We start from the raw sequence: 23,160 nt of genomic DNA on the forward strand, positions 1-23,160 counted from the left end.
ATAAGGATTGCCAATGAAAACCGCACTGAACGCGCGGAGCGGCTCCGCGCATCCGGCCGCCGCGCGCGCGCTGCTGGCCGCGACGCTGTGCATCGCGCTGTCGGCCTGCGCATTCGCCCCCGGCATGCGCATGAGCACGGCGCCCGATTCGACCGGCGGCACAGCCGCCGACGGCGCGCCGCCGTTCCGGATGACGCGGATCGACACCGGCCTGATCCGCCAGCTCGATGCACAGGCTGCCCGCCATCAGGACATCCAGTCGGACCGGCTCGCCGCGCCTGCCGGCCCGTACCGGATCGGTGCCGGCGACGTGCTGCAGGTCACCGTCTGGGACCACCCCGAACTGGCCGCCGCGCAAGGCGCCGCGCCGCAGGGCACGCCGCGCGCGGCCGACCCCGTCACCGGTTTTGTCGTCGATCCGCACGGCAACGTGTCGTTTCCGTTCGCGGGCGACGTGCCGGTCGCCGGCCTGACCGCCGACGCGGCCCAGGCCCGGATTGCCGGCGCGCTCGCACGCGTCTATCGCAATCCGCAGGTGACGCTGCGCGTCGCATCGTTTCGGTCGCAGCAGGTCTACATCGACGGCGAGGTTCGCACGCCGGGCGCGCAGCCCGTCAACGACGTGCCGATGACGCTTTACGAGGCGCTCGGCCGCGCGGGCGGCCTGAGCCCGACGGCCGATCAGAGCCGCATGACGCTCGTGCGCGGCGGCGAAACCTATCCGCTCGACCTGAGCCGGATGTTGCGTCACGGCCGCAACCCGGCCGATGTCGTGCTCGCCGCCGGCGACCTGCTGCACGTGCCGGCCCGCAGCGACTACGGCGTGTACGTGATGGGCGAAGTCAACAAGCCGGCGCTCGCGGTCCCGCTGCGCGACGGCCGCCTCACGCTCTCCGACGCGCTGTCGCAGGCCGGCAGCGTGAACGCCGGCACGGCCGACGCGGCCCAGATGTTCGTGATCCGCGGCTCCGGCACGAACGAACCGCAGGTGTTCCATCTCGACGCGCGCTCGCCGGTGTCGATGGTGCTCGCCAACGAGTTCGAGCTGCGGCCGAAGGACATCGTCTATGTCGACGGCAACGGCCTCGTGCGCTTCAGCCGCGTGCTCAGCCTGCTGCTGCCGGGCGTCAATACCAGCGCGGCGGCGGCCGCGCTCGCCATCAAATGAGGCCCGTCGCCACCCTGCTCGTCGTGTGCATCGGCAACCTCTGCCGCAGCCCGATGGCCGAGGCCCTCTTTCGTGCCCGGCTGCCGGGCGTCGATGTGCAGTCGGCCGGCATCGGCGCGCGCGACGGTCAGCCGGCCGATCCGCACGCCGTTCACCTGATGCGCGCGCGCGGCCTCGACATTGCCGCGCATCGCGCGCGCCGCCTGCCGCCGGCGCTCGCGGCGCGTGCCGATCTGATCCTGACCATGGATCTCGCGCAGAAGCACTGGCTCGAGCAGTGCCTGCCCGTGCTGCGCGGCCGCGTGTTCCGACTCGGCCTGCCCGATCTTTCGGCCGGCCTCCCGTCCGGCTTCGACGTACCGGATCCGTACCTCGGCCCGCGCGCGTCGTTCGAGCACAGCCTGCGACTCATCGAGCGCGGCGTCGACGCGTGGTCCGTACGCATCGCGTCGCTGCCGCCCCCCACTTCTCCGCTTTCCGGACCGAACCGATGACATCCCCTCCCACTCACGAGCGTCCGCACGATCGCGACGCCGAGCTCGATCTCGCCGGCGTGATCGATGTGCTCGTTTCCCGGCGCTGGCTGATCGCCGTCGTCACCGCGACCTGCGTCGGCGCCGGTTCGCTGTACGCATTCCTCGCGCACCGGCAGTACCAGGCCGACATCATGGTGCAGGTCGAGGACAGCGGCGACACGTCCGCCGCCAAGAGCGTGCTCGGCGACGTATCGTCGCTGTTCGACGTCAAGTCGAGCGCCGCGGCCGAAGCGCAGATCCTTGCGTCCCGGCTCGTCGTCACGCGCGCGGTCGACGAATTGCGCAGCTACATCGTCGTCCGGCCGAAGCGCTTCCCCGTCGTCGGCGAGTTCGTGTCGCGCTTCAATCCGGGGGTGACCCGCCCCGGCGTGTTCGGTCTGGGCGGCTACGCGTGGGGTCACGAGTCGGCCGAACTCACGCGCTTCGACGTGCCGAAGTCGCTCGAAGGCGAACGCTTCGAACTGTCGATGCTGGACGCCGGCCGGTACCGCGTCACGGGTGCCGCGCTGCCCGCACCGGTCACCGGCACGATCGGCCGCCCGCAGGCTTTCGACACGGCCGACGGCCCGGTCGCGATCGACGTCGCGCGCATCGACGCGCTCCCGGGCACCCGTTTCACGCTCGTGCGCGAATCGCGCGCCGAAACGATCGATACGCTGCGCCGCGGGCTCGACGTCCAGGAAAAGATCAAGCAGTCCGGCGTGATCGTCGCGACGCTGCGCGGGACCGATCCGCAGCGCGTGCAGACACAGCTGCAGGCCGTCGCGAGCCACTACATCCGTCAGCACATCGAGCGCAAGTCCGCCGATGCCGCGCAGTCGCTCGCGTTCCTCAACGCGCAGTTGCCGGTGCTCAAGAAGCAGCTTCAGGATGCCGAGCAACGTTATACGAACCTGCGCAACGCGAACGGCACGATCGATCTCGACGCCGAAGCCAAGTTGCTCCTGCAGCAATCGGCCGACACGGCGACACGCCGGCTCGAATTGCAGCAAAAGCGCGACGAGATGGCGTCGCGCTTCGTGGCAGGCCATCCCGACATGATCGCGCTCGACGCGCAGATCGCCACGCTCGCACGCGAGCAGCAGGGGTTCGAACACCGTGTGCGCAGCCTGCCCGACCTGCAGCAGGACGCCGTGCGGCTGATGCTCGACGTGAAGGTCGATACCGACCTCTATACGGCGCTGCTCGCCAACGCGCAGCAGCTCGAACTGGTCCGGGCCGGCAAGACCGGCAGCGTGCGGATCGTCGACATGCCGATCGTGCCGGAGGACGCCGTCCGTCCGAACCGGCCCGTCGTGATCGCCGCGGCGGCGATGGTCGGCCTCCTGCTCGGCGTCGCGCTGGCGTTTGTCCGCGACTACCTGTTCGGCGGCGTGCGCGATGCCGACGAGATCGAGCGGCATCTCGGTATCGACGTGTACGCGACCGTCCCCGATTCCGCAGGCCAGCGGCGCGTCGCACGTCGCCTCGCGCAACGCCTGCCCGCGCCACACCTGCTGAGCGCGCTGGATCCGCACGATCCCGCGGTCGAAAGCCTGCGCAGCCTGCACACTGCGCTGCGCTTCGCGATGCAGGGCGCACGCAACAACGTGCTGCTGCTGACGGGCCCCGTGCCCGGCGCGGGCAAGTCGTTCGTCGCGGCGAATTTCGCGGCGCTGCTGGCCGCCGGCGGCGAACGCGTGCTGCTCGTCGACGGCGATCTTCGCAAGGGCTATCTGCACGAATCGCTGGGCCTCCCGCGCGAATCGGGGTTGTCCGAACTGCTGTCCGGCGACACGACCCCGGCGGACGCGATCCATCGCAACGTGCTCCCGAATCTCGATTTCATCGCGACCGGCACGATGCCCGAGCATCCGGCGCAATGGCTTGCCGACGATCGCGTCGCGGCGCTGCTCGATGCGCTGTCGGCGCATTACGACCGCGTCGTGATCGACGCGGCGCCGATCCTCGCCGTCAGCGACGCAGTCTCGCTCGGACGCCACGCAGGCACCGTGTTGCTGACCGCCCGAGCGGCATCGACACGCCTCGCCGAACTCGGCGAAGCCGCCCGCCGCCTCGCGCACAACGGCGTGGCCGCGAGCGGCGTGGTGCTCAACGGCGTCGATCCGCGCACGGGTCGCTACGGTTCGCGCTACGGTGCGTACCGCTATGCGCAATACCGCTATGGGCCGCCGAGCGACGACGCCGGCTCGCCGGTCCGGCGCGCGCTGCGGGCCTGCCTCTCCCGGTTGCATCGCGGAGGCACGCGATGAGCGAAATCCGCCACCTCGAACGCGCCGCTACGGGCGAAACCCGTCATGCACCGGTTCCGCACGCCGCCGACACGCGCACCCAGGGCGCGCCGCGCCTGCGCATCGCGCTCGTCGCGGAAGCCGCCGGCGGCGGTGTCGCCGTCCATCTCGCCGACCTGATCGACGGGCTGCGCGCGATCGACGGCGTCGAACTGCACCTGATCATGCCCGACGGCGCGCGCTTCGACGCGCGCATCCTCGACGAACGCGTGCTGTCCCGCTGCACGAGCGTGCATCGCATCCCGATGCAGCGGGCCGTGGGCTGGCGCGACGCGCTGGCCGTCGCGCGCGTGTATCGCTGCCTGCTGCAGATCGGGCCGGATATCGTGCACAGCCACAGCTCGAAGGCCGGCGCGATCGCGCGCCTGTGCGTCGGGCCATGGCGGCAGGTCTATACGCCGCACGCCGTCTACACGCTCAATCCGTCGCTGACCGATGCGCAGCGCCGCTTCTACGGCACGATCGAGCGGTTGCTCGGCCGGCTGTGCACGCACCGGATCATCGCGGTGTCGCATGACGAAGCACGGCACCTGCACGACGCGCTCGGCATCCCCGCTCATCGCGTGACGACGATCGTCAACGGCGTCAAGCCGCCGGACACGATGCCGCGACGCGACGCGCGGCAGGCGCTCGGCCTGCCGGACGACGCGATCGTCGTCGGCTTCGTCGGTCGCTTCGACCACCAGAAGGGCATCGACCGGCTCGTGCGGATCGCGCGCGGCGTCTATCGACGATGCGGGCGCGGCGTGCAATTCGTCGCGATCGGCTCCGGCGATTTCAATGCAGCCGCGGGCCCCGAGGCCGAGTATCTGCCGCCGAACCTTCACGTCGCGGGCGCCATCGAGCGCGCGAGCCGCTACTTCTCCGCCTTCAACCTGTTTGCGCTGCCGAGCCGCTACGAAGGCTTTCCGTACGTATGCCTCGAAGCGATGGCCGCGCGCGTGCCGATCGTCGCGTCGCGCGTTGCCGGCGCGGCCGAGCTGATCGATGCGTACGGCATCGGCATCGTCGTGCCGAACGAGGACGACACGACGTCGTTCGCGCGCACCGTCGTGGCGCTCGCGGACGAAGCGGCGCAGCGCGATCGCATGCGCGCCAACTGCGCGGCGGCGCTCGCGCCGTTCTCGGCCGAGACGATGGTCCGGCGCACGCTCGATCTCTATCGCGCACTCGTCGCACAAGGAAAAACCGCATGACCTCATCCCCTCATATCGCATTGCTGCATGCGTACAGCACGCGCAACTCGGGTGACGGCCTGCTCGTCGACCTGTCCGTCGAACTGCTGCGCGAGGCCTTCGGCGACGCGACCCGCGTGTCGATCGTCGCAGCCGACCCCGCATCGTTCCCCGCCTACGACGACGTGCGCGCGGCGCCCGTGCTCGCGGATCGCGGCTGGCGCCGGCTGACCGCCGCGGCCGGCACCGTGCTGCACGTGCGCGCCAACGGCCGGCTGCGCCCGCTGGGCGAACTCCTCGACGAAGTCGACCTGATCGTCGGCGTCGGCGGCGGCTACCTGCGCGCACGCAATACCGTCGAAGCGCTCAAGCTGGAAGCCGGTCATCTACTGCAGATGCGCGCCGCCCGTGCGTCCGGCAAGCCGGCCGTCTACCTGCCGCAGAGCATCGGCCCGGTGATGTCGGCACGCCCTGTCGACGCGCACCTGCAGGCGCTGCTCGCGTCCTTCGACACTGTGTTCGTGCGCGACGACCGTTCCGCGGCATGCCTTGCCGCGCATCCGAACGTGCGGCGTGCGCCCGACCTGGCGGTGCTCGATTTCGCGCATCGCCACGATGCGATCGTGCGGCGCGCCACGCACGCCGACGGCCCGATACGCCACATCGCGTTCGTGTTGCGCCGTGCGCCCGCATGGAGCACGGCACGGCGCAACCGTTACGACGCGGCGATCGCCCGGCTCGTCGAGCAGGTTCGCGGATCGTGCCGAGTCAGCTTCGCGGTCCAGAGCACCGGACGCGGCAACGACGATCTCGCCTACTACCAGAGTCTCGGCATCCGGGACGCCCTCGTGCCGTTCAGGACACTGCTCGAGCACGACCGGCCCGATGCGACGGTATCGGTCCGGCTGCACGGCGCGCTCGAATCGATCCTGCATGGCGTGCCGGCCTTCCACGTCAGCTACGAACGCAAGGGGTTCGGCGCGTATGCGGACCTGCGGCTCGACGACTGGGTCGTCAACGGAGCGGATTTCGATCCGTCGCGCGTGACCGCGACGCTGTTCGCGCCCGGTGCGACGACGGCATTCTGGTCCGCCGCGAGCGCCGGTCTCGCGCCGATCCGCGCGGCGCGCACCCGCGTGATCGACGCGCTGCGCGCCGCGCTGCGCACCGACCGGGCGGCCCGATGCTGACGCGCCTCGTGCTCCGGTTCTCGGCGCTCGGCCTGAAGTTCGCGCTCACGATCGTCATCGCGCGCACCCTCGGCTTCGACGCGGTCGCGGCCTACGGGCTCGCGGTCGCCGCGTCGGTCATCGCGTCGAAAGCGCTCGGGCTCGGCTTCGGCCCGGAACTCAACCGCAGGCTGAGCGAGGCCGACCCGCTGGACGCGATCGGCGATGCGCACGCACTCGGCATCGGCTACGGCGCGCTGTACCTGCTGATCGCCGCGGCGTTCGCCGTCGCGACGACGAATGCCGCGGTCGTCGCGCTGCTCGACCGGTTCACGCTGTCGATGCCGCTCGCATGGTGCGTGCTCCTCGTCGCACTGTCCGAGCATGCCGCGTTCGAAGTCAACGGCTGGCTGTTCTCGCTGCACCGGCCGCGCATCGGCGCGATCCTGCTGTTCGTGCGCACCGGCGCGTGGTCGGGCCTCGCCTGCGCCGGCCTGCTCGCCGGCGCACTGCAGTCGATCGAGGCCGTGTTCGCGCTGTGGATCGCGACCAACGCGATCGTCGTCGCGGTCGCATGGCGAAAGATCGGTGCGGTCGCGCAACGCACGCGCGGCATCGGGTTGCCGGCCCCCTTGCAACGTCCGCAACGCATGTGGGGTGTCTGGCGGCACGGCCTGCCGTTCTATGCGGCTGCCGTGATCCTGTCGTCGCTTCAATACGCGGAGCGCTTCATCGCCGGCAGCCGCATCGGCGCCGACGCGCTCGGCCAGTACGTATTCGCTTGGTCGATCGCGAATGCCGTGCAGACGATCGCGTTCGCGACGGTGGCCGTCACGGCCGGCCCGCGCCTCGTGCGCACGCTCGCCGACGCGCCCGACGCGTTCCTGCGCCGCACCCTGCACGCAGTAGCAGCCAGTGCCGCCGTGACGCTGCTCGTGTCGACCGGCATCATCGCCGTCCATCGCGAACTGTTCGCCCTCGCGCACGAGCCCGGCGGGTCGGGCCAGGTCGCGCTGCTCGCGGTACTGCTCGTCTCGTTCGTGCTGCGGGCGGCCACGGACGTTCTGTGGAGTGCCGCGATCGCGCTGCGTGCCGGCGGCATCGTGCTCGCGGCGATGGCCGGGCTCGCGCTGCTTTACGTGCCGGTCGCCGGATATCTGATCGACGTGTCGGGCGCCGAAGGCGCGGCGCTCGCGCACCTCGCGGCAAGCATCGCCATCGCCGCCGCGCTCGCGCTGACCGTCATGCGCCGCGCCGGCGCACGACGCGCCGAACCGGCGATGGAGGGGCCGTCACATGCTGGATAAACTGCTGCGCGCCGGCCCGCGGCTCAGTACCGGGATCACGCGCGCGATCGCCGCGCTGGCCGTGCTCGCGTACTGGATCATCTATGCCAAGGCCGGCGCGCTCCTGCCGGAATTCGTGTTCCGGGACGCGGAGAAAATCCAGAGCCAGATCGGCGGCGCGAGCACCTACGAAGGCACGTCGTTCGACGCGGTGGCCAAGTTCTACGCCGCGCTCGGCACGACGGGCACGCACCTGTTCGTGGCCGCCGTCGGTGCGCTGTGCATCTGGCGCACGCTCGGCCACGGCCGGCGCGCGGGCTCGCTCGCGGCATGCATCGTCCTGCTCGCGCCCTGCGTGTTCTTCAACCTGTTCGTCGCGAGCAAGGACACGATCGTCGTGCTGATGGCGATCGTGCTGAGCAGCGTCGCGCAACGCCGCTCGACGGCCGCGGCGCTCGCCACAGCCGTCGCGCTTTACGGCGGCTACGCGCTGCTCGTGCGCGGCTATTTCGCACTGGTCCTTGCACTCGCGCTCGCCGTGCTGCTGTTTCGGCGCGCATCGTGGCGTGGCAGGGTATCGCTGGCGCTGGCCGTGCCGGTCGCGCTGTTCCTGCTGCCGAACGATCTGTACTACCTGCTGCAACATCCGCGCGACATGGCCGCCGACTATCTCGCATACGGCTCGCCGTTCGGCGCGCGCACGAGTTTCCGCAACCCGCTGCCGCCGGATTCGTTCCTGGCGTTCTGCGCGAACTATGCGTACGGCGTGCTGCGCCTGAACCTGCCGGGACTCTTCATGCCCGGGCCGAAGGAACTCGCGATGCAGGCGTTCGTCTGGATCGCGCTGGCCGCCGCATGGCGACACGGGCGCGGCAACGCGCTTGCCCCCGCCGATCTGCTCGCGTGCCTCGTCATCGGCCACGTCGCCGTATCGATGCTGTTCGAGCCCGATCTCGGCAGCTATACGCGCCACCTGTCAAGCGTCGCGCTGTTCTGCGCGATGCAGTTCGACGCGCGCGGGCCACGCCGCTCGCGCCTCGGCGGCGTGCCGAACCCCGGTTCCGGCACGCCGCGCCCATCGTCCCGACTTTCCCGTTTTCGCCCATGAACTCGCTCGGCCGCCCCGGTGCCTTCTTTCCGAATATCCAGTGCGCGCGTGCCTGCGCGGCGCTCGCGGTCGTCGGCTATCACATGAACGTCCTGCCGTCCGGGCAGGCCGGCGTCGACGTGTTCTTCGTGATCAGCGGCTTCATCATGTCGCAGGTCGCGCCACGCGAAGGCCGCGCGTTCCTCCGCAAGCGGCTGATCCGGATCGTGCCGCTGTACTGGCTGACGACGCTCGGCGTGTACGCGATCGCGACATGGCGGCCGCAGTGGCTCAACTCGACGACCGCACGCTTCGACTATCTCGTCAAATCGCTGCTGTTCGTTCCCTACGTGAAGGAGAACGGTCATTGGGGACCGCTGAACCTGAACGGCTGGACGCTCGAGTACGAAATGCTGTTCTACGTCGTGGTCACGCTCGCGCTCGTGCTCGTGCGCGGCCGTCACGCCACCGCATTCGCGGCGCTGCTGCTCGCGGTGTTCTGTACGTATGTCTCCGTCCACGGCACGCGCAGTGCGCTGGCCGATCACCTCGGGCAGCCGTTCGTGCTCGAATTCGGTCTCGGCGTGCTCGCCCATCGCACGCTCGCGGCCGGAATCGCCGGCCGCGTCGCGCCGCGCGCGTGGATCGGGCTCGTTGCCGCGAGCGTGGCGACGATCGCGCTGCTTCCGCTCCTCGGCGGCACGCCGGCCGGCTTCGTCCGCGTCGCGGGATGGGGCGTGCCGGCGTGCGTGCTGATCGTCGCGCTGGTCGCGCTCGACCTGAACGGCCGCTCCGTCACGAACGCGCTCGCCGCGGCGCTCGGTGCGGCCAGCTATTCGATCTATCTGCTGCATCCGTACGTGATCGGCATCGCGACACGCATCGCGGGTGCGCATGCCGATCTCGGGACGCCGCTCGGTATCGTGACGACGTCCGCCATCCTGACTGCCGTATGCGCGGCGGGATATGCATGTCACGTCATGATCGAAAAACCGATGCTTGCGATGTTCGACGGGCGCCGCAAGCGGCCGCGACGCGCGCCGACGGCGACCTGAACACGCCGTCGCCGCCGTGCGACCGGTCCGGCCGGGCGGATCGCGCCGGCCGTGCTGCTTCGCACATCGGCCGGCGTCCGAAACCGCGCACAATCGCGGCCGGAGTTTCAACTCCCGACGACAATCGTTGCCTTCGCATCGCCGTCCGATACGCCAATGCATGCGCCGAACGCACATCGGGACAAAAATCATGCAAGACAGAGGTTTCCGGGATGCGCGCTCGTACTCGTTCAATATCCACGCCCGCAACCGTTTCGTAATATCCCCGCCTATATCAACGGACCGGTACAGATGCTTGAGATCGGTCCACATTTTCCGATCCGGGGTGGGATATTCAATTCATTCGTCGCACTCAGGCGCCGGCGGCCGTCGGCAGGTCGATCGCCATCTCCGGTTTGCCGGCAAACCTCGCCAGCACGCGTCGCGCCCCACACGCCGGCGCCCGCGCGTGGCGTCACTGGCGCTTCGCCGCCGCGCTGCTCGTTCCCGGGCTCGTCCATGCTCAGCCCATACCCAGCGCCGGACAATCGATGCGCGACATCGAGACCGTGCGGCCGTCGCTGCCTGCCGCCACCGGCCCGAAGATCGACCTCGCCCCCACCGAACCCGAACCCACCGCGAGCGATGAAACAGGTCCGCGAGTCACGGTCAGCGCATTCGCCCTCGAAGGCAACGCGGCCATTCCCGCCGCGCGGCTCGCCCCGCTGCTCGGCGATCTGGTCGGCCGCGAACTGAGCTTCGGCGATCTGCAACAGGCCGCCAACCGGATCACGACGTACTACCGCGAACACGGCTACGTCCTCGCCCGCGCCTATCTCCCCCGCCAGGACATCGAACACGGCATCGTGCGCATCGCCGTCGTCGAAGGCCGCTACGGACAGATCGAATTGCACAACCGCACGCGCGTGCTCGATCGCGCGCTGCGTCAACCGCTTGCGTCGTTGCAGCCCGGCGAGATTGCGCACGGCAACCGTCTCGAGCGCAGCCTCATGCTGCTGAACGAGATGCCCGGCGTCGATGCGAAGGGCACGCTGCGTCCCGGCGCCGAACCCGGCACGACCGATCTCGTGATCGACGCCGAACGCGGTCGCTTCGCCACCGGCTCGATCGAACTCGACAACTTCGGCGACCCGCTGACCGGCCGCTACCGCGCGACCGGCAACGTCGACGTCAACGCCCCGTTGCGCGTCGGCGATCGCTTCTCGCTGCGCGGACTGACGAGCAATACGAACCAGCACTATTACCGCACGTCGTATCAACTGCCCGTCGGCCCCGCGTCGACGCGCGTCGGTGTCGCGTATTCCGACATGGACTACCGGATCGGCGGCAGCCTCAAGGACCTTCGCTTCCACGGCGGCGCCGACGTTCGCTCCGCGTTCGTCACGCAGCCACTGCTGCGCAGCCGGCGCACGAACCTCGACGCGCAGGTCGTCTACGAAAACAAGCATTTGCGCGACGTGTACGGCGCGTTCGACGTGGTCAACGACAAGACCGTCGACCTGTGGTCGTTCGGCGTGAGCGGCAATCACCAGGACACCGTGGGCGGCGGCGGCCGGACCGGCTTCTCCGCTACGCTCGGCATCGGCCACCTGAGCGGCAACGATCCGCTCGACATGGACTACTACGTCCATACCCAAGGCCAGTTCGCGAAGCTGAATGTCAGCGCGCTGCGGCTGCAGGCGCTCGGCTCGCGATTCCAGCTCTATACGCAATTCAGTGCGCAGTTGTCGTCGCGCAATCTCGATGCATCGGAAAAATTCAGCCTCGGCGGCCCATACGGCGTGCGCGCATTCGCACTCGGCGCCGGCAGCGGCGATCAGGGCTGGCAGGCCACGGCCGAACTGCGCTATCTCGTCGCGCCCGGCTGGCAACTGAGCGCATTCGCCGACACGGGCCGCATCCAGCTCAGCAAGCAGCGATGGTCCCGCGAGCGCAACACCGTGCAGCTGTCGTCGCTCGGCGTCGGCGCGAGCTGGTTCGGCGCGCGCCATCAAGTCAATCTCGCCGCCGCGCTGCCGGTCGGTTACGCCGATCCGGTCGCGTCACCCACGCGGTCGCCAAGTATCTGGTTGCAAGCCGCCCAGTATTTCTGAGCGGCATTCGACGAGCGGCTCGTCAGGCAGGGATGGGCCGCAAGTAGCACGGGCGGTACAACCGCCCGCACCATCGGAAGCGTGCGTGCCACGTCTTTCCGCCTTCACCACTTCGTTAGGTATACAAACCAAATCGAAGCGATCTCCCAGTCCTTTTTCAAAGGGAAAAATCTCATGAACAAGACCTACGCACTGGTCTGGAACCAGACCCAGGGATGCTGGAGCGCCGTCGGGGAAACCGCGCGCCGCCGCGCCAAGCCCGGCAGCGCCAAGCGCGCCGCCGCCGCCCTCTCCCTGCTCGGCTTCACCGCGCTGCCCGCCTTCGCGCTGCCCACCGGCGAGAACATCACCGCCGGCAAGGCCGACATCATTCGCGACAACAACGGCAAGTCGATGTCCATCAACCAGCACACCGACAAGCTCATCACCAACTGGAACGACTTCAGCATCGCCAATAACGAGCGCGTGTCGTTCCATCAACCCGGCAAGACGTCGATCGCGCTGAACCGCGTGGTCGGCAACAACGGCAGCCAGATTCATGGCCAGCTCGACGCCAACGGCAAGGTCTTCCTCGTCAACCCCAACGGCGTGCTGTTCGGCTCCGGCGCGCAGATCAACGTCGGCGGCCTCGTCGCGTCCACCCGGAACATCACTGACGAGAACTTCCTCGCCGGCAACTATCGCTTCTCGGGCAACTCCACCGCGTCGATCGTCAACGACGGCCACATCACCGCCGCCGACGGCGGCAGCGTCGCGCTGCTCGGCGCACGCGTGTCCAACAACGGCGTGATCCAGGCGAAGATGGGCCGCATCGCGCTCGGCGCCGGCGACACGTTCAAGGTCAACTTCGACGGCAACGACCTGCTCAGCCTGCAGGTCGAAGGCGGCGCCGTTGATGCGCAGGCCACCAACGGCGGCCTGCTGAAAGCCGACGGCGGCGAAGTGCTGATGACCGCGCGCGCGGCCGGCAACCTGCTGAACGCCGTGGTCAACAACACGGGCACCATCGAAGCGAAGGGCCTCGCCAGCCACGGCGGCAAGATCACGCTCGACGGCGGCACCGTCAAGGTTGCCGGCAAGCTCGATGCAAGCGCGGCCGAAGCCGGCGCGCCGGCCGGTTCGATCGTCACGCGCGGCGAGCAGGTCCGTGTCGCACGCGGCACCACGGTCGACACGCGTGCCGGCAACACCGCCGGCACCTGGACCATCGAAGCCGCCAACGTCGGCGTCGCACGCAACCAGGCCGACAGCGTCTATCCGGATGGTGCGTCGATCGATGCCGATACGCTGTCGCACAACCTCGGCACCACCAACGTCGCGCTCACCAACACCCGCGGCGACCTCTCCGTAGCCGGCCCCGTCGCCTGGAACAGCGATCGATCGCTCACGCTGACCTCGCAAAACGGCAACGTCGATCTGCAGCAAACGTTGTCGGCCACCGGCGCCAACGCCAGCCTGAACGTCAACGCCGCCGACGAGATCCGCATCAACGACACCGTGAAGCTCACCGGCCGCAACGCGCACCTCGAGCTCAACGCGAAGAACGGCCATACGCTGAACGACAAGGCCGTCGTGACGCTGTCCGGCGACAACGCGTCGTTCCGCTCGAACGGCGAGGACTACAAGGTGCTGCACACCGTTGCCGACCTGCGCAGCATCGATGCGAACCTGGGCGGCCGCTATGTGATCGGCAACACGATCGACGGCGCGAACACGAGCTTCCGCAGCATCGCGGCCAACGGCGCGTTCTATGGCGTGTTCGACGGCCTCGGCAATACGGTCTCGCGCCTGCGGATTTCCAATCCGGGCCAAAACTCCGTCGGCCTGTTCTCGCACAACGCCGGCCGCATCGCCAACCTCGGCCTGCGCGACATCGTGACGGTCGCATCGGGCCTGCCGTACGGCTCGCCGATTTCGGTCGGCACGCTCGCCGGCAGCAACTCGGGCACGCTCTCGAACGTGACGGCCGAAAACGTCGCGGTGTCGACGACGGGGCGCGCATACGTCGGCGGCCTCGTCGGCTCGAACTATGGCGGCACGATCGAGCACGCCAACCTGTCCGGCCGCATCGACACCGATCGCTACGCGAGTGCGGTCGGCGGCCTCGTCGGCGAGAACCTGACGCTGCTGAACCAGCCGCCGGTCTCGGCGCTGATCCGCGACAGCCACGCCGAGGTACGCATCAACGCCGCGCACGACGGCGCCACGGGCGGCCTGGTCGGGTACAACACCGGCACGATCGAGCGCTCGTCGAGCGCCGGCAGCATCAACGCGACGGGCGCGAGCACGCAGGTCGGCGGCCTCGTCGGCATCAACGACGGCAAGGGCATCGTCAAGCAGTCGTCGTCGTCGGCTAGCGTGACCGCGCGCAACAACGCGGTGGCGGGCGGCCTCGTCGGCATCAACATGGCCACCATCGCGGAATCGCGCGCCAGCGGCAAGGTGAGCGTCGGCGAGCGCAGCGTCGCGGGCGGCCTCGCGGGCGTGAACCTGGGTGACATCGACGCGTCCACGGCCGACGGCGACGTGTTCGCGGCCGCCTCCAGCACGGTCGGCGGCCTCGTCGGCACGAACAGCGGCCGGATCCGCAAGTCGCAAGCCAACGGGAACGTGACGGCGGGCGGCAAGGCGGTGGCCGCAGGCGGCTTCGCCGGCTACAACGACGGCGACATCGACGAATCGACCGCGACGGGCAACGTCGTCGCAGGCGCCGACAGCCTCGCCGGCGGCTTCGTCGGGCGCAACGGTACCGCGGGCCGCATCCGTGCCTCCGTCGCGCAAGGCCATGTCCGTGCCACGGGCAAGTCGACGCTCGGCGGCTTCGCGGGCACGAACGACGGCTTCGTCGAAACGTCGCTGGCCAGCGGCAACGTGGCCGGCGATCACGGCAGCACCGTCGGCGGCTTTGTCGGCACGAATGCCGGCACCATCGAGGCATCCGACGCATCCGGCGACGTGGCTGCGGGCGACAACAGCACCGCGGGCGGCTTTGCAGGGATCAACACCGGTACGCTGGATTCCTCCAACGCATCGGGCCGCGTCACCGTTCTGAACGCCGGCACGGCAGGCGGCCTCGTGGGGCTCAACCAGGGCATCGTCCGCACGTCGAGCGCCAGCGGCAAGGTATTGGCCGGGCAATCGAGCAAGGCTGGCGGCCTCGCAGGCCGCAACCTCGGGACGATCGCCGATTCGCGCGCCACCGGCGCGGTCAAGGCGGGCGACTTCTCGTCGGCCGGCGGCCTCGTCGGCGCCAACGAAAGCGGCAACATCGGGCGATCGACGGCGTCGGGCGACGTCGAAGCCGGCCGGCAGAGCCAGGTCGGCGGTCTCGTCGGCAGCCTGCTCGGGTCGATCGACCAGTCGCGCGCGACGGGCTCCGTCAAGGGCGGCGACGCCAGCTACGTCGGCGGCCTGGTCGGCAGCAATGCCGGCGTCATCACCGCGTCGTCGTCGAGCGGCACGGTTTCCGGCGGCCGGTACGCGCGACTGGGCGGGCTCGTCGGCGGCAATTTCGGCTTCGTCTACGGCTCGTCGAGCACCAGCCGCGTCGACGTGAAGGCTGGCTACGACCAGTCCTACGGCGCACTGGTCGGCGTGAACTATGGCCGCGTGATGCCGTAAAACGGGCACGGACGGTTTCCGGTCACGCCGCCTGAACGGCATGCCGGATTCCGTCGCCTGATACGAGCGGCCCGTCCGCTCGCCGCCGGCGGCCACAAGGCCGCCGGTTGCCCCCTCCGGCCGATCAGCGTTCGAGGTCGGCCGGATTTTCCTAAAATGCAACCAGGAAGACCAACCGATGAATAGAACCTACGCACTGGTCTGGAACCAGACCCAGGGATGCTGGAGCGCAGTCGGGGAAACCGCGCGCCGGTGCACCAAGCCCGGCAGCGCCAGGCGCGCCGCCACCGCCCTCTCCCTGCTCGGCTTCACTGCCCTGCCCGCCTTCGCGCTGCCCACCGGCGAGAACATCACCGCCGGCAAGGCCGACATCATCCGCGACAACAACGGCAAGTCGATGTCCATCAACCAGCACACCGACAAGCTCATCACCAACTGGAACGACTTCAGCATCGCCGGCAACGAGCGCGTGTCGTTCCATCAGCCCGGCAAGACGTCGATCGCGCTGAACCGCGTGGTCGGCAACAACGGCAGCCAGATTCACGGCCAGCTCGACGCCAACGGCAAGGTCTTCCTCGTCAACCCCAACGGCGTGCTGTTCGGCTCCGGCGCGCAGATCAACGTCGGCGGCCTCGTCGCGTCCACCCAGAACATCGCCGACGCCGATTTCCTCGCCGGCAACTATCGCTTCTCCGGCAACTCCACCGCGTCCATCGTCAACGACGGCCACATCACCGCCGCCGACGGCGGCAGCGTCGCGCTGCTCGGTGCGCGCGTGTCCAACAACGGCGTGATCCAGGCGAAGATGGGCCGCATCGCGCTCGGCGCCGGCAACACCTTCAAGCTCAACTTCGACGGCAACGACCTGCTCAGCCTGCAGGTCGAAGGCGGCGCGGTCGATGCGCAGGCCACCAACGGCGGCTTGCTGAAAGCCGACGGCGGCGAGGTGCTGATGACCGCGCGCGCGGCCGGCAACCTGCTGAACGCCGTCGTCAACAACACCGGCACCATCGAAGCAAAGGGCCTCGCCAGCCATGCCGGCAAGATCACGCTCGACGGCGGCACCGTCAAGGTGGCCGGCAAGCTCGACGCGAGCGCGGCCGAAGCCGGCGCGCCGGCCGGTTCCATCGCCACGCGCGGCGAGCGCGTCGACGTCGCTGCCGACACCACGGTCGACACGCGTGCCGGCAACACCGCCGGCATCTGGACCATCGAAGCCGCCAATGCCGGCGTGAATGGCGATCGCTCGATCGACGCCGATACGCTGTCGCGCAACCTCGGCACCACCAACGTCGCGCTCACCAACACCCGCGGCGACCTCTCCGTAGCCGGCCCCGTCGCCTGGAACAGCGATCGCTCGCTCACGCTGACCTCGCAAAACGGCAACGTCGATCTGCAGCAAACGTTGTCGGCCACCGGCGCCAACGCCAGCCTGAACGTCAACGCCGCCGACGAGATCCGCATCAACGACACCGTGAAGCTCACCGGCCGCAACGCGCACCTCGAGCTCAACGCGAAGAACGGCCATACGCTGAACGACAAGGCCGTCGTGACGCTGTCCGGCGACAACGCGTCGTTCCGCTCGAACGGCGAGGACTACAAGGTGCTGCACACCGTTGCCGACCTGCGCAGCATCGATGCGAACCTGGGCGGCCGCTATGTGATCGGCAACACGATCGACGGCGCAAACGCGAGCTTCCGCAGCATCGGCGGCAACCAATCGTTCCATGGCGTGTTCGACGGCCTCGGCAACACGATCAGCCGGCTGTCGATCGCCAACACCGGCCCGAACATCGGCCTGTTCGGGCAAAGCAGCGGCACGCTCGCGAACCTGGTGCTCGATTCGCTCACCGTCGACGGCACCTCGGCCGCTCGCACCGCGTTCGTCGGTGGTCTCGTCGGCGACAACCTGGGCGGACGCATCTCGAACGTCACCGCGAAAAACATGAGCGTCTCGTACAACGGCAGGGACGCGATCGAGATGGGCGGCCTCGTCGGCCGGAACCTCGGCACGATCGATCGCGCGCGCTTCGCCGGGCGTGTATTCGGCAGCGCCAATACGTTCATCGTGGGTGGGCTGGTCGGCTCCAACGGAGGCACGATCGCCGACAGCGAGGCCTTCGCCGACGTCACGCTGTCCGGCCGCCCCGGCACGCCGCTCGACCTGCGGTTCAACCCTGACGTGCAGAGCGCTGGCGGACTCGTCGGGCTGAACGGCGGCCGCATCGTTCGCTCGTCGAGCGGCGGGCGCGTGTCCGGTCGCGACAACACGAGCACCGGCGGCTTCGTCGGCGTCAACTACGGCACGATTCGCGACGCGTCGGCCTCCGCCACGGTCACGGCAGGCAAAGGCGGGTATGTCGGCGGTTTCGTCGGCAAGAACCGCGACGGCGGCACGATCGCGAACGCGTCCGCATCCGGGTCGGTCACGGCCGCCGGTGCGATGGCGATCGGCGGGTTCGTCGGCGAAAACGCGCGCGGCACGCTGGACGACGTGCGCGCAACCGGCGGCGTGACCGACCTCGACAGCGGTCATGTCGGCGGCCTGGCCGGCACGAACCGCGGCACGATCCGCAATGCACACGCCACGGCCACAGTGAAGGCCGGTCGCAACAGCCACGCGGGTGGGCTCGTCGGCACGAACGACGGCACCGTATCGAACGCGCGCGCCGACGGCAAGGTCGACGCACGCGACGCAAGCGACGTCGGCGGGCTCGTGGGCCTGAACACGGGATTGCTGGACACCGTCCAGGCTGCGGTCGACGTGACGGCCGGCAACGGCAGCCGTGTCGGCGGACTGGTCGGCGCGAACCGCGGCAACAACGCGATCGTGCGCCATGCGTCCGCGTCGGGCAGTGCGGCGGCAGATGGTTCCAATGTCGGCGGTCTGGTAGGCCTGAACGACAAGGGCGCCCTGATCGAGGATGCATCGTCCACCGGCACGATTGCCGGCGAGCGCTCGAACCTGGGCGGCCTCGTGGGCGAGAACGCCGGCACGATCCGGCGCTCGACGTCGAGCAGCCGTCTGAACCTCGTGTCGCCGATCTACGGTCCGTTTTTCTGGGGCCGCCTGGTCGGGTCGAATACGGGTAGCGGCATTATCGAAACCAGCTCGGCCGGCGGCCCGGACCAGCCCTATTCCACGGTCGGCATGAGTTTCGGCAAGATCGACGGGCAGTGGCGTTACGGTCCGGTCAGCTGGTGATGGTGCGTTGAACCCGTAGCATTCGGCATGACGGTCCTCCCGCTCGGTTGACGAGCGGGAGCCGGAAAAGCGATGACGGGGGGGGTCGTCGAGACAGCCCGTCATCGCGACAACGCTGCGGCAGCCGCGTGCGACGCGCCTGCCGGCCGCGTCCAAGCATGCGCAGGTTCAGTGCTTCAGTTCGCGGGCAATCGCGTCGCGGAAAGCCGGCCAACGTTCCCTGAACGCTTCGGCTCCACCTTCGCTCAACGCATGCTCCATGGCCGCACAGGCGTCCCGCGCCCGCGGATTGTCGGCCAACGCGAAACCACCGCGCATCGAGTGCAGTTCGACCGCGATCGCATCGGCGTCGCCCCTCGACAGCGCCGCATCGAGCGCGTCGAGCGAAGTCAGCGTAGCCTCGCGCAGGGTTCGACGGATTTCGTGGGTGATGGCCGGCACATTCTCCCGCTTGCCGCTCCCCGTTTTCCCCGCGCCCACACCACGCCCCCCGTGCCGACGCAACACCGCCTCGAGCGCATCGATCGACAACGGCTTGAGCACGACTTCCACCGCCCCCACCTGCGCGCAGCGGCGCCGGTCCTCGTCGGTCGCATGCGCGGTCATCGCGATCACCGGCACGGTCGCGCCCTGCTCGCGCAGGAAATTCGCGAGCGCGAAGCCGTCGAGTTCCGGCATGCCGAGATCGGTCAGCACCACGTCGAACGGCTGCTGGAAGTACGCGCGCATCGCCTCGACGCCATTCGCGACGAGCGTGGCGTCGCAATGCAGCGCATCGAGCTGATCGCGCAGCAGCGCGCGGCTCGCGGGATGATCCTCCGCCACGAGCACGCGCAGCGGGGTCTCGTCGTCCGCAAGGATCGGCAACGCCGGCGCCTCGGGTTCCGGCTGGTCGAACGCGGCCCGCCACCCGTGCGGCGCGTCCGACAGCGGCAGCGACGCAGTGAACGTCGTGCCCGAGCCCGGCCGGCTCTCGACGGTCAGCTCGCCCTGCATGAGCCGCACGAGACGCCGGCAAAGCGGCAGCCCGAGCCCCGTGCCGCCGAAGCGCCGGTAGATCGACGGATCCGTCTGAACGTAGACGTCGAACAACGTCGGCAGGCCGTCCGGGGGAATGCCGATTCCGGTATCGCGCACCGCGATCTCGACGCCGCGCCGGTCGCCCGACGCGCCGGCCGGGCGCGCATCGATCCTCACGCTGCCGTGCTCGGTGAACTTGATCGCGTTGCTGACGAGATTCGACACGATCTGACGCAGGCGGCTCGGGTCGCCGACGTAGCCGTCGGCCAGTTCCGGCGCGATCCGGCATTCGAGCGCGAGATGCTTCGCGTCCGCGAGCGGGCGGAAGATCGCCGCGACGTCGTGCAGAACGGCACGCACATCGAACGGAACGGTTTCCAGCGCCATCTGGTTGGATTCGACCTTCGACAGATCGAGCACGTCGTTGATCACGCGCAGCAACGCGTCCGACGACGACATGACCGTCTGCAGCCGGCGCTGCTCCGTCGATGGCAGCGTGGCCCGCGCCATCAGCTCGAGGTTGCCGATGATCGCGTTCAGCGGCGTGCGAATCTCGTGGCTCATCGTCGCGAGGAACGTCGATTTCGCCTTGTTCGCATCCTCCGCCGCCATGCGCGCTTCCTTCAGCTTGACTTCCGTCAGCTTGCGGGCGGTGACGTCGGTCAAGGTGCACAGCAACACATCGACGCCGCGGAACTTGGTCCGCACGACATGCGCTGCCAGATAAACCGTGTCGTGATCCGGGCGCTCGATCGCCAGTTCGTGCTGCATGACGCCGCGCCGGGTGCCACCGCCCGCCTGGCGCTCGCGGTAGGCCTGCCAGATGCGCTTGCCGAGCGATAGCCCGGGCGTGCCGCGGTCGTACGCGAGCACCGCATCGTTGCGCACCATCGCCTCGCCGTCCGTCACCGACAGCAGCAGCAGCCCGGCCGGCGCGTGGCGGATCAGCGTCCGGTTGAATGCCTCGCTCTCGATCAGACGGATCGCGCGCCGGTTCGCCGGACGCAGCGCGCGACGATCGAACAGCACGATCGTCGACCAGAGCAGCACGATGCCGAACAGCGTGGCGCCGAGCGTGACGCTCACGCCGACGAACGTCGCCGTCAATACGCTGCGCCACGAGTAAGTCGTCATCACGACGAGGCTGGACCCGGGCAAGCGGTCGTAGACGATGAAGCGCGCGCCGCGCCGCCGCACGACCACGTGTTCGCCTAACGGTTCGCGCGCGTCGCGCAGCGCGCGTTCGATCATCGCCGGGTCGCGCTCGCGCCCGAAGACGATGTTCCCCTGAGCGTCGATGACCGCGACGTCCTCATCGTCGGAACGCGGCACCATCGCATCGTCGACCCGATACGCCCCGTTGACGACGAGCCATCCGAACGGCCGTCCGGCCGCGTCGTCGAGCCGACGCGCGAACCGCACGACGTCCCGTCCGGACAACGGGTCGAAACGGCGATCGAGCATGACCGGCCGGCTCTGAATGAACGTCTTCTGTTTCGCGGCCCCGGTCGGCATCAGCCGGGCAGTCAGCGCCGTCAGATCGATGCCCGGCCCGAGCGAACGGGCGCGTGCGACGAGCCCCGGCCCCACGACGGCGAGAAACCGGCCATCGAGCCCGATCAGGTAACCACCGAATGGTTCGGCGTCGGACGTAAGCGCAGAGGGTTGCGTCGGACTCCACCGGTCATCCTTCCGGATCAGGCCAAGCAACGCACCGAGATAGCCCGCATACGACACGGCGGGGCGATCCGGCGTGATTTCCGCCAAGGCGAGCAGCGTCTCGCTACCCGCGCCGTTGCTCGTGCCCAGCACACCGCCCGCCGCCGAGAATTGCGTCAGTGCGTCGGGCGACGGCCGCGCGCCCTGATTCCAGAGTTGCTCGATCCTGCTCCCGACGGTCGCCAGCACCTTGTCGCCCGCCTGTATGCTCCCGAAGAACTGCGCTTCGCGATACAGGAACGTCGAACGTGCCTGCCCGCGATAGTCCTGGACGTCGAGCCGCACGACAAGCGCGGCGCAAATCAGAATGAACAGCGTGACCGCGATACCGCCGCCATACAGCAGGAACTGCTGCTGACGGCGCACCCGGCCGGGATCGAACGGCTTGCGGCCGGCATTGGCAACCTGGCCGGCGAATCGCTTCAATTTGGCGGGCATGGACTATCGTGTGCCGATGCACCTGCCGGCGGCCGCTGCCTGCCGCCGGAACCGAAATCGGATCGCGCGTCGCATGCCGCTACTCGCCGCGCGCGGGCGCGTCGGCGCCGGGCAAGTCGGAAAGCTGGCCCTCGCTCGCATAGCGAATCAGGTCGGCATCGCGGACGATACCGAGCTTCTTCATCGCGCTCGACTTCTGCGAACTGATGGTCTGCTTGCTGCGATGAAGCTGGACGGCGATCTCGCCGACCGTCAGGCCGGCCCCGTAGAGCCGCACGACTTCAATCTCGCGGGCGGTCAGCGTGCGGGTGCCTGCCGACGGCTGGCAGTCCTCCAGCAGCTTCTTGACGAATGGAGACAGATAGTTCGCGCCGACGAACGCCGCATGAACCGCGCCGACCAGATGCGAAATCGCATCGGACTTGCTCAGGATGCACCCGACACCCTGCTTCTGGATCGCGAGCAGCACGCTCGGGTTGTCGATCATCGTGATCGTCACGAGGCGAAGCGCCGGATAGCGCCGCTGCAGAAACGACAGCAGTGCAAGACCGTCGCCGTACTTGCCGCCGGGCATCACATAGTCGACGACGAGCACGTCGCTCTGCTGCTCGTCGAGCATCGCCACCAGATCGGTCGAATTCGAGACAGTACCAAGCAGCCTGATCGTGCTGCTGCCCGCGAGTGCCTGCGACATCCCGAGTGCGGACGAAGGATGGTCGTCCGCCACCATCACTCGCACAAAAAATTCATCCATCTCTATTCTTCTCCCGATACACGCGGCCCGACGTGCCATGTTGTGCGACGCGCCGGCATTCGAGTCGATTCCGCAACACGATCGCGTTGCGGTGTTCGGCGAACCAGGCGGTGCGCAGCGTAATTTTAAGATATTAGGCGGATTGTGCGTCGCGTCGGTGCGACAAGGCGCGGGGGCCCTCGACCGCCCCACCCCCGCGCGCATGCATCGCGCCAGCCGACGCACCCGACACGACGTTGCGGCACGTAACCTCGGTGGCGCGCCGCCCACGCGCGCCCGATCGACGGCGCCCCCAACGCCGTCGATCCGTCCCGTCCCGCGAGGTGGCCCGAGCCGCGGCCTATCGTTTGGCCACGGACTTGTCTGGCTCACCGACCCCATCGTCCGCGACATGCTGCCACTCGGTGATGGCCCGCCGCTTCTGCGACGGCGACATCATCATGAATTCGTTCAGCTTCGTGAGGAAATCCCGTCTGGATTTCTCCGGCAACGTCGCGAACCCAAGCAGCAGCCCGAACACCTTTCCCATATAGCGCACGGCCT

General features: G+C 68.9%; 14 protein-coding genes. 11 read left to right on the forward strand and 3 right to left on the reverse strand.

Features of this window, described 5'->3' with window-relative positions; genetic code table 11:
* Positions 1–13: 13 nt before the first annotated feature.
* The 11 genes from DIE06_RS12085 to DIE06_RS12135 all read left to right on the forward strand — a co-directional run bounded on the left by DIE06_RS12085 (position 14) and on the right by DIE06_RS12135 (position 18,686).
* The gene (locus tag DIE06_RS12085; protein ID WP_124661619.1) at positions 14–1,168 is read left to right on the forward strand and encodes a polysaccharide biosynthesis/export family protein; all 1,155 of its coding nucleotides are present in this window, start codon (positions 14–16) and stop codon (positions 1,166–1,168) included.
* The gene (locus tag DIE06_RS12090) at positions 1,165–1,662 is read left to right on the forward strand and encodes a low molecular weight protein-tyrosine-phosphatase (RefSeq protein WP_124661620.1); all 498 of its coding nucleotides are present in this window, start codon (positions 1,165–1,167) and stop codon (positions 1,660–1,662) included. Before DIE06_RS12085 ends, DIE06_RS12090 begins: the two co-directional genes overlap by 4 nt.
* Positions 1,659–3,956 carry a polysaccharide biosynthesis tyrosine autokinase gene (locus tag DIE06_RS12095; RefSeq protein WP_124661621.1) on the forward strand — a complete coding sequence of 766 codons (2,298 nt, stop codon included), beginning with the start codon at positions 1,659–1,661 and terminating at the stop codon, positions 3,954–3,956. The genes DIE06_RS12090 and DIE06_RS12095 overlap by 4 nt, the downstream gene beginning before the upstream one ends.
* Entirely contained in the window at positions 3,953–5,191 is a 1,239-nt protein-coding gene (locus DIE06_RS12100; RefSeq protein ID WP_124661622.1) for a glycosyltransferase family 4 protein, read from the forward strand. Before DIE06_RS12095 ends, DIE06_RS12100 begins: the two co-directional genes overlap by 4 nt.
* A complete protein-coding gene (locus DIE06_RS12105) occupies positions 5,188–6,360 on the forward strand; it encodes a polysaccharide pyruvyl transferase family protein (protein WP_124661623.1) in 1,173 nt (390 codons plus the stop codon). The genes DIE06_RS12100 and DIE06_RS12105 overlap by 4 nt, the downstream gene beginning before the upstream one ends.
* A complete protein-coding gene (locus tag DIE06_RS12110) occupies positions 6,354–7,646 on the forward strand; it encodes a lipopolysaccharide biosynthesis protein (protein WP_124661624.1) in 1,293 nt (430 codons plus the stop codon). Before DIE06_RS12105 ends, DIE06_RS12110 begins: the two co-directional genes overlap by 7 nt.
* On the forward strand, positions 7,636–8,733 hold the full coding sequence (locus tag DIE06_RS12115; RefSeq protein WP_260433603.1) for a hypothetical protein: 1,098 nt from the start codon (positions 7,636–7,638) through the stop codon (positions 8,731–8,733). The genes DIE06_RS12110 and DIE06_RS12115 overlap by 11 nt, the downstream gene beginning before the upstream one ends.
* The gene (locus tag DIE06_RS12120) at positions 8,730–9,767 is read left to right on the forward strand and encodes an acyltransferase (protein ID WP_124661625.1); all 1,038 of its coding nucleotides are present in this window, start codon (positions 8,730–8,732) and stop codon (positions 9,765–9,767) included. The genes DIE06_RS12115 and DIE06_RS12120 overlap by 4 nt, the downstream gene beginning before the upstream one ends.
* Before the next feature lie 530 nt (positions 9,768–10,297).
* Positions 10,298–11,860: a ShlB/FhaC/HecB family hemolysin secretion/activation protein gene (locus DIE06_RS12125; protein WP_124661626.1), complete on the forward strand. Its 1,563-nt coding sequence runs from the start codon at positions 10,298–10,300 to the stop codon at positions 11,858–11,860.
* A 174-nt stretch (positions 11,861–12,034) separates the two neighbouring features.
* Positions 12,035–15,481, forward strand: a complete 3,447-nt coding sequence (locus DIE06_RS12130) for a GLUG motif-containing protein (RefSeq protein WP_124661627.1) — start codon at positions 12,035–12,037, stop codon at positions 15,479–15,481.
* A 178-nt stretch (positions 15,482–15,659) separates the two neighbouring features.
* Positions 15,660–18,686, forward strand: a complete 3,027-nt coding sequence (locus DIE06_RS12135) for a GLUG motif-containing protein (protein ID WP_124661628.1) — start codon at positions 15,660–15,662, stop codon at positions 18,684–18,686.
* A gap of 168 nt (positions 18,687–18,854) precedes the next feature.
* Here DIE06_RS12135 and DIE06_RS12140 read toward each other — a convergent pair whose 3' ends face one another.
* The 3 genes from DIE06_RS12140 to DIE06_RS12150 all read right to left on the reverse strand — a co-directional run bounded on the left by DIE06_RS12140 (position 18,855) and on the right by DIE06_RS12150 (position 23,146).
* On the reverse strand, positions 18,855–21,863 hold the full coding sequence (locus tag DIE06_RS12140; RefSeq protein WP_124661629.1) for a hybrid sensor histidine kinase/response regulator: 3,009 nt from the start codon (positions 21,861–21,863) through the stop codon (positions 18,855–18,857).
* Positions 21,864–21,942: 79 nt separating this feature from the next.
* Positions 21,943–22,617 (reverse strand): response regulator, encoded by a 675-nt coding sequence (locus DIE06_RS12145; RefSeq protein WP_124661630.1) that lies wholly within the window; start codon positions 22,615–22,617, stop codon positions 21,943–21,945.
* A 340-nt stretch (positions 22,618–22,957) separates the two neighbouring features.
* Positions 22,958–23,146, reverse strand: a complete 189-nt coding sequence (locus tag DIE06_RS12150) for a hypothetical protein (protein ID WP_124661631.1) — start codon at positions 23,144–23,146, stop codon at positions 22,958–22,960.
* Positions 23,147–23,160: the final 14 nt, after the last annotated feature.

It is taken from the genome of Burkholderia sp. Bp8998 (genome assembly GCF_003854235.1).
Classification (GTDB): domain Bacteria; phylum Pseudomonadota; class Gammaproteobacteria; order Burkholderiales; family Burkholderiaceae; genus Burkholderia.

Excerpts from the sequence above, each read along its gene's own strand:
- DIE06_RS12130 (WP_124661627.1), top strand. The coding sequence starts at position 12,035 with ATGAACAAGACCTACGCACTGGTCTGGAACCAGACCCAGGGATGCTGG.
- DIE06_RS12090 (WP_124661620.1), top strand. The coding sequence starts at position 1,165 with ATGAGGCCCGTCGCCACCCTGCTCGTCGTGTGCATCGGCAACCTCTGC.
- DIE06_RS12105 (WP_124661623.1), top strand. The coding sequence starts at position 5,188 with ATGACCTCATCCCCTCATATCGCATTGCTGCATGCGTACAGCACGCGC.
- DIE06_RS12120 (WP_124661625.1), top strand. The coding sequence starts at position 8,730 with ATGAACTCGCTCGGCCGCCCCGGTGCCTTCTTTCCGAATATCCAGTGC.
- DIE06_RS12100 (WP_124661622.1), top strand. The coding sequence starts at position 3,953 with ATGAGCGAAATCCGCCACCTCGAACGCGCCGCTACGGGCGAAACCCGT.
- DIE06_RS12135 (WP_124661628.1), top strand. The coding sequence starts at position 15,660 with ATGAATAGAACCTACGCACTGGTCTGGAACCAGACCCAGGGATGCTGG.
- DIE06_RS12085 (WP_124661619.1), top strand. The coding sequence starts at position 14 with ATGAAAACCGCACTGAACGCGCGGAGCGGCTCCGCGCATCCGGCCGCC.
- DIE06_RS12095 (WP_124661621.1), top strand. The coding sequence starts at position 1,659 with ATGACATCCCCTCCCACTCACGAGCGTCCGCACGATCGCGACGCCGAG.
- DIE06_RS12110 (WP_124661624.1), top strand. The coding sequence starts at position 6,354 with ATGCTGACGCGCCTCGTGCTCCGGTTCTCGGCGCTCGGCCTGAAGTTC.
- DIE06_RS12125 (WP_124661626.1), top strand. The coding sequence starts at position 10,298 with ATGCGCGACATCGAGACCGTGCGGCCGTCGCTGCCTGCCGCCACCGGC.
- DIE06_RS12150 (WP_124661631.1), bottom strand. The coding sequence starts at position 23,146 with ATGGGAAAGGTGTTCGGGCTGCTGCTTGGGTTCGCGACGTTGCCGGAG.
- DIE06_RS12140 (WP_124661629.1), bottom strand. The coding sequence starts at position 21,863 with ATGCCCGCCAAATTGAAGCGATTCGCCGGCCAGGTTGCCAATGCCGGC.
- DIE06_RS12145 (WP_124661630.1), bottom strand. The coding sequence starts at position 22,617 with ATGGATGAATTTTTTGTGCGAGTGATGGTGGCGGACGACCATCCTTCG.
- DIE06_RS12115 (WP_260433603.1), top strand. The coding sequence starts at position 7,636 with ATGCTGGATAAACTGCTGCGCGCCGGCCCGCGGCTCAGTACCGGGATC.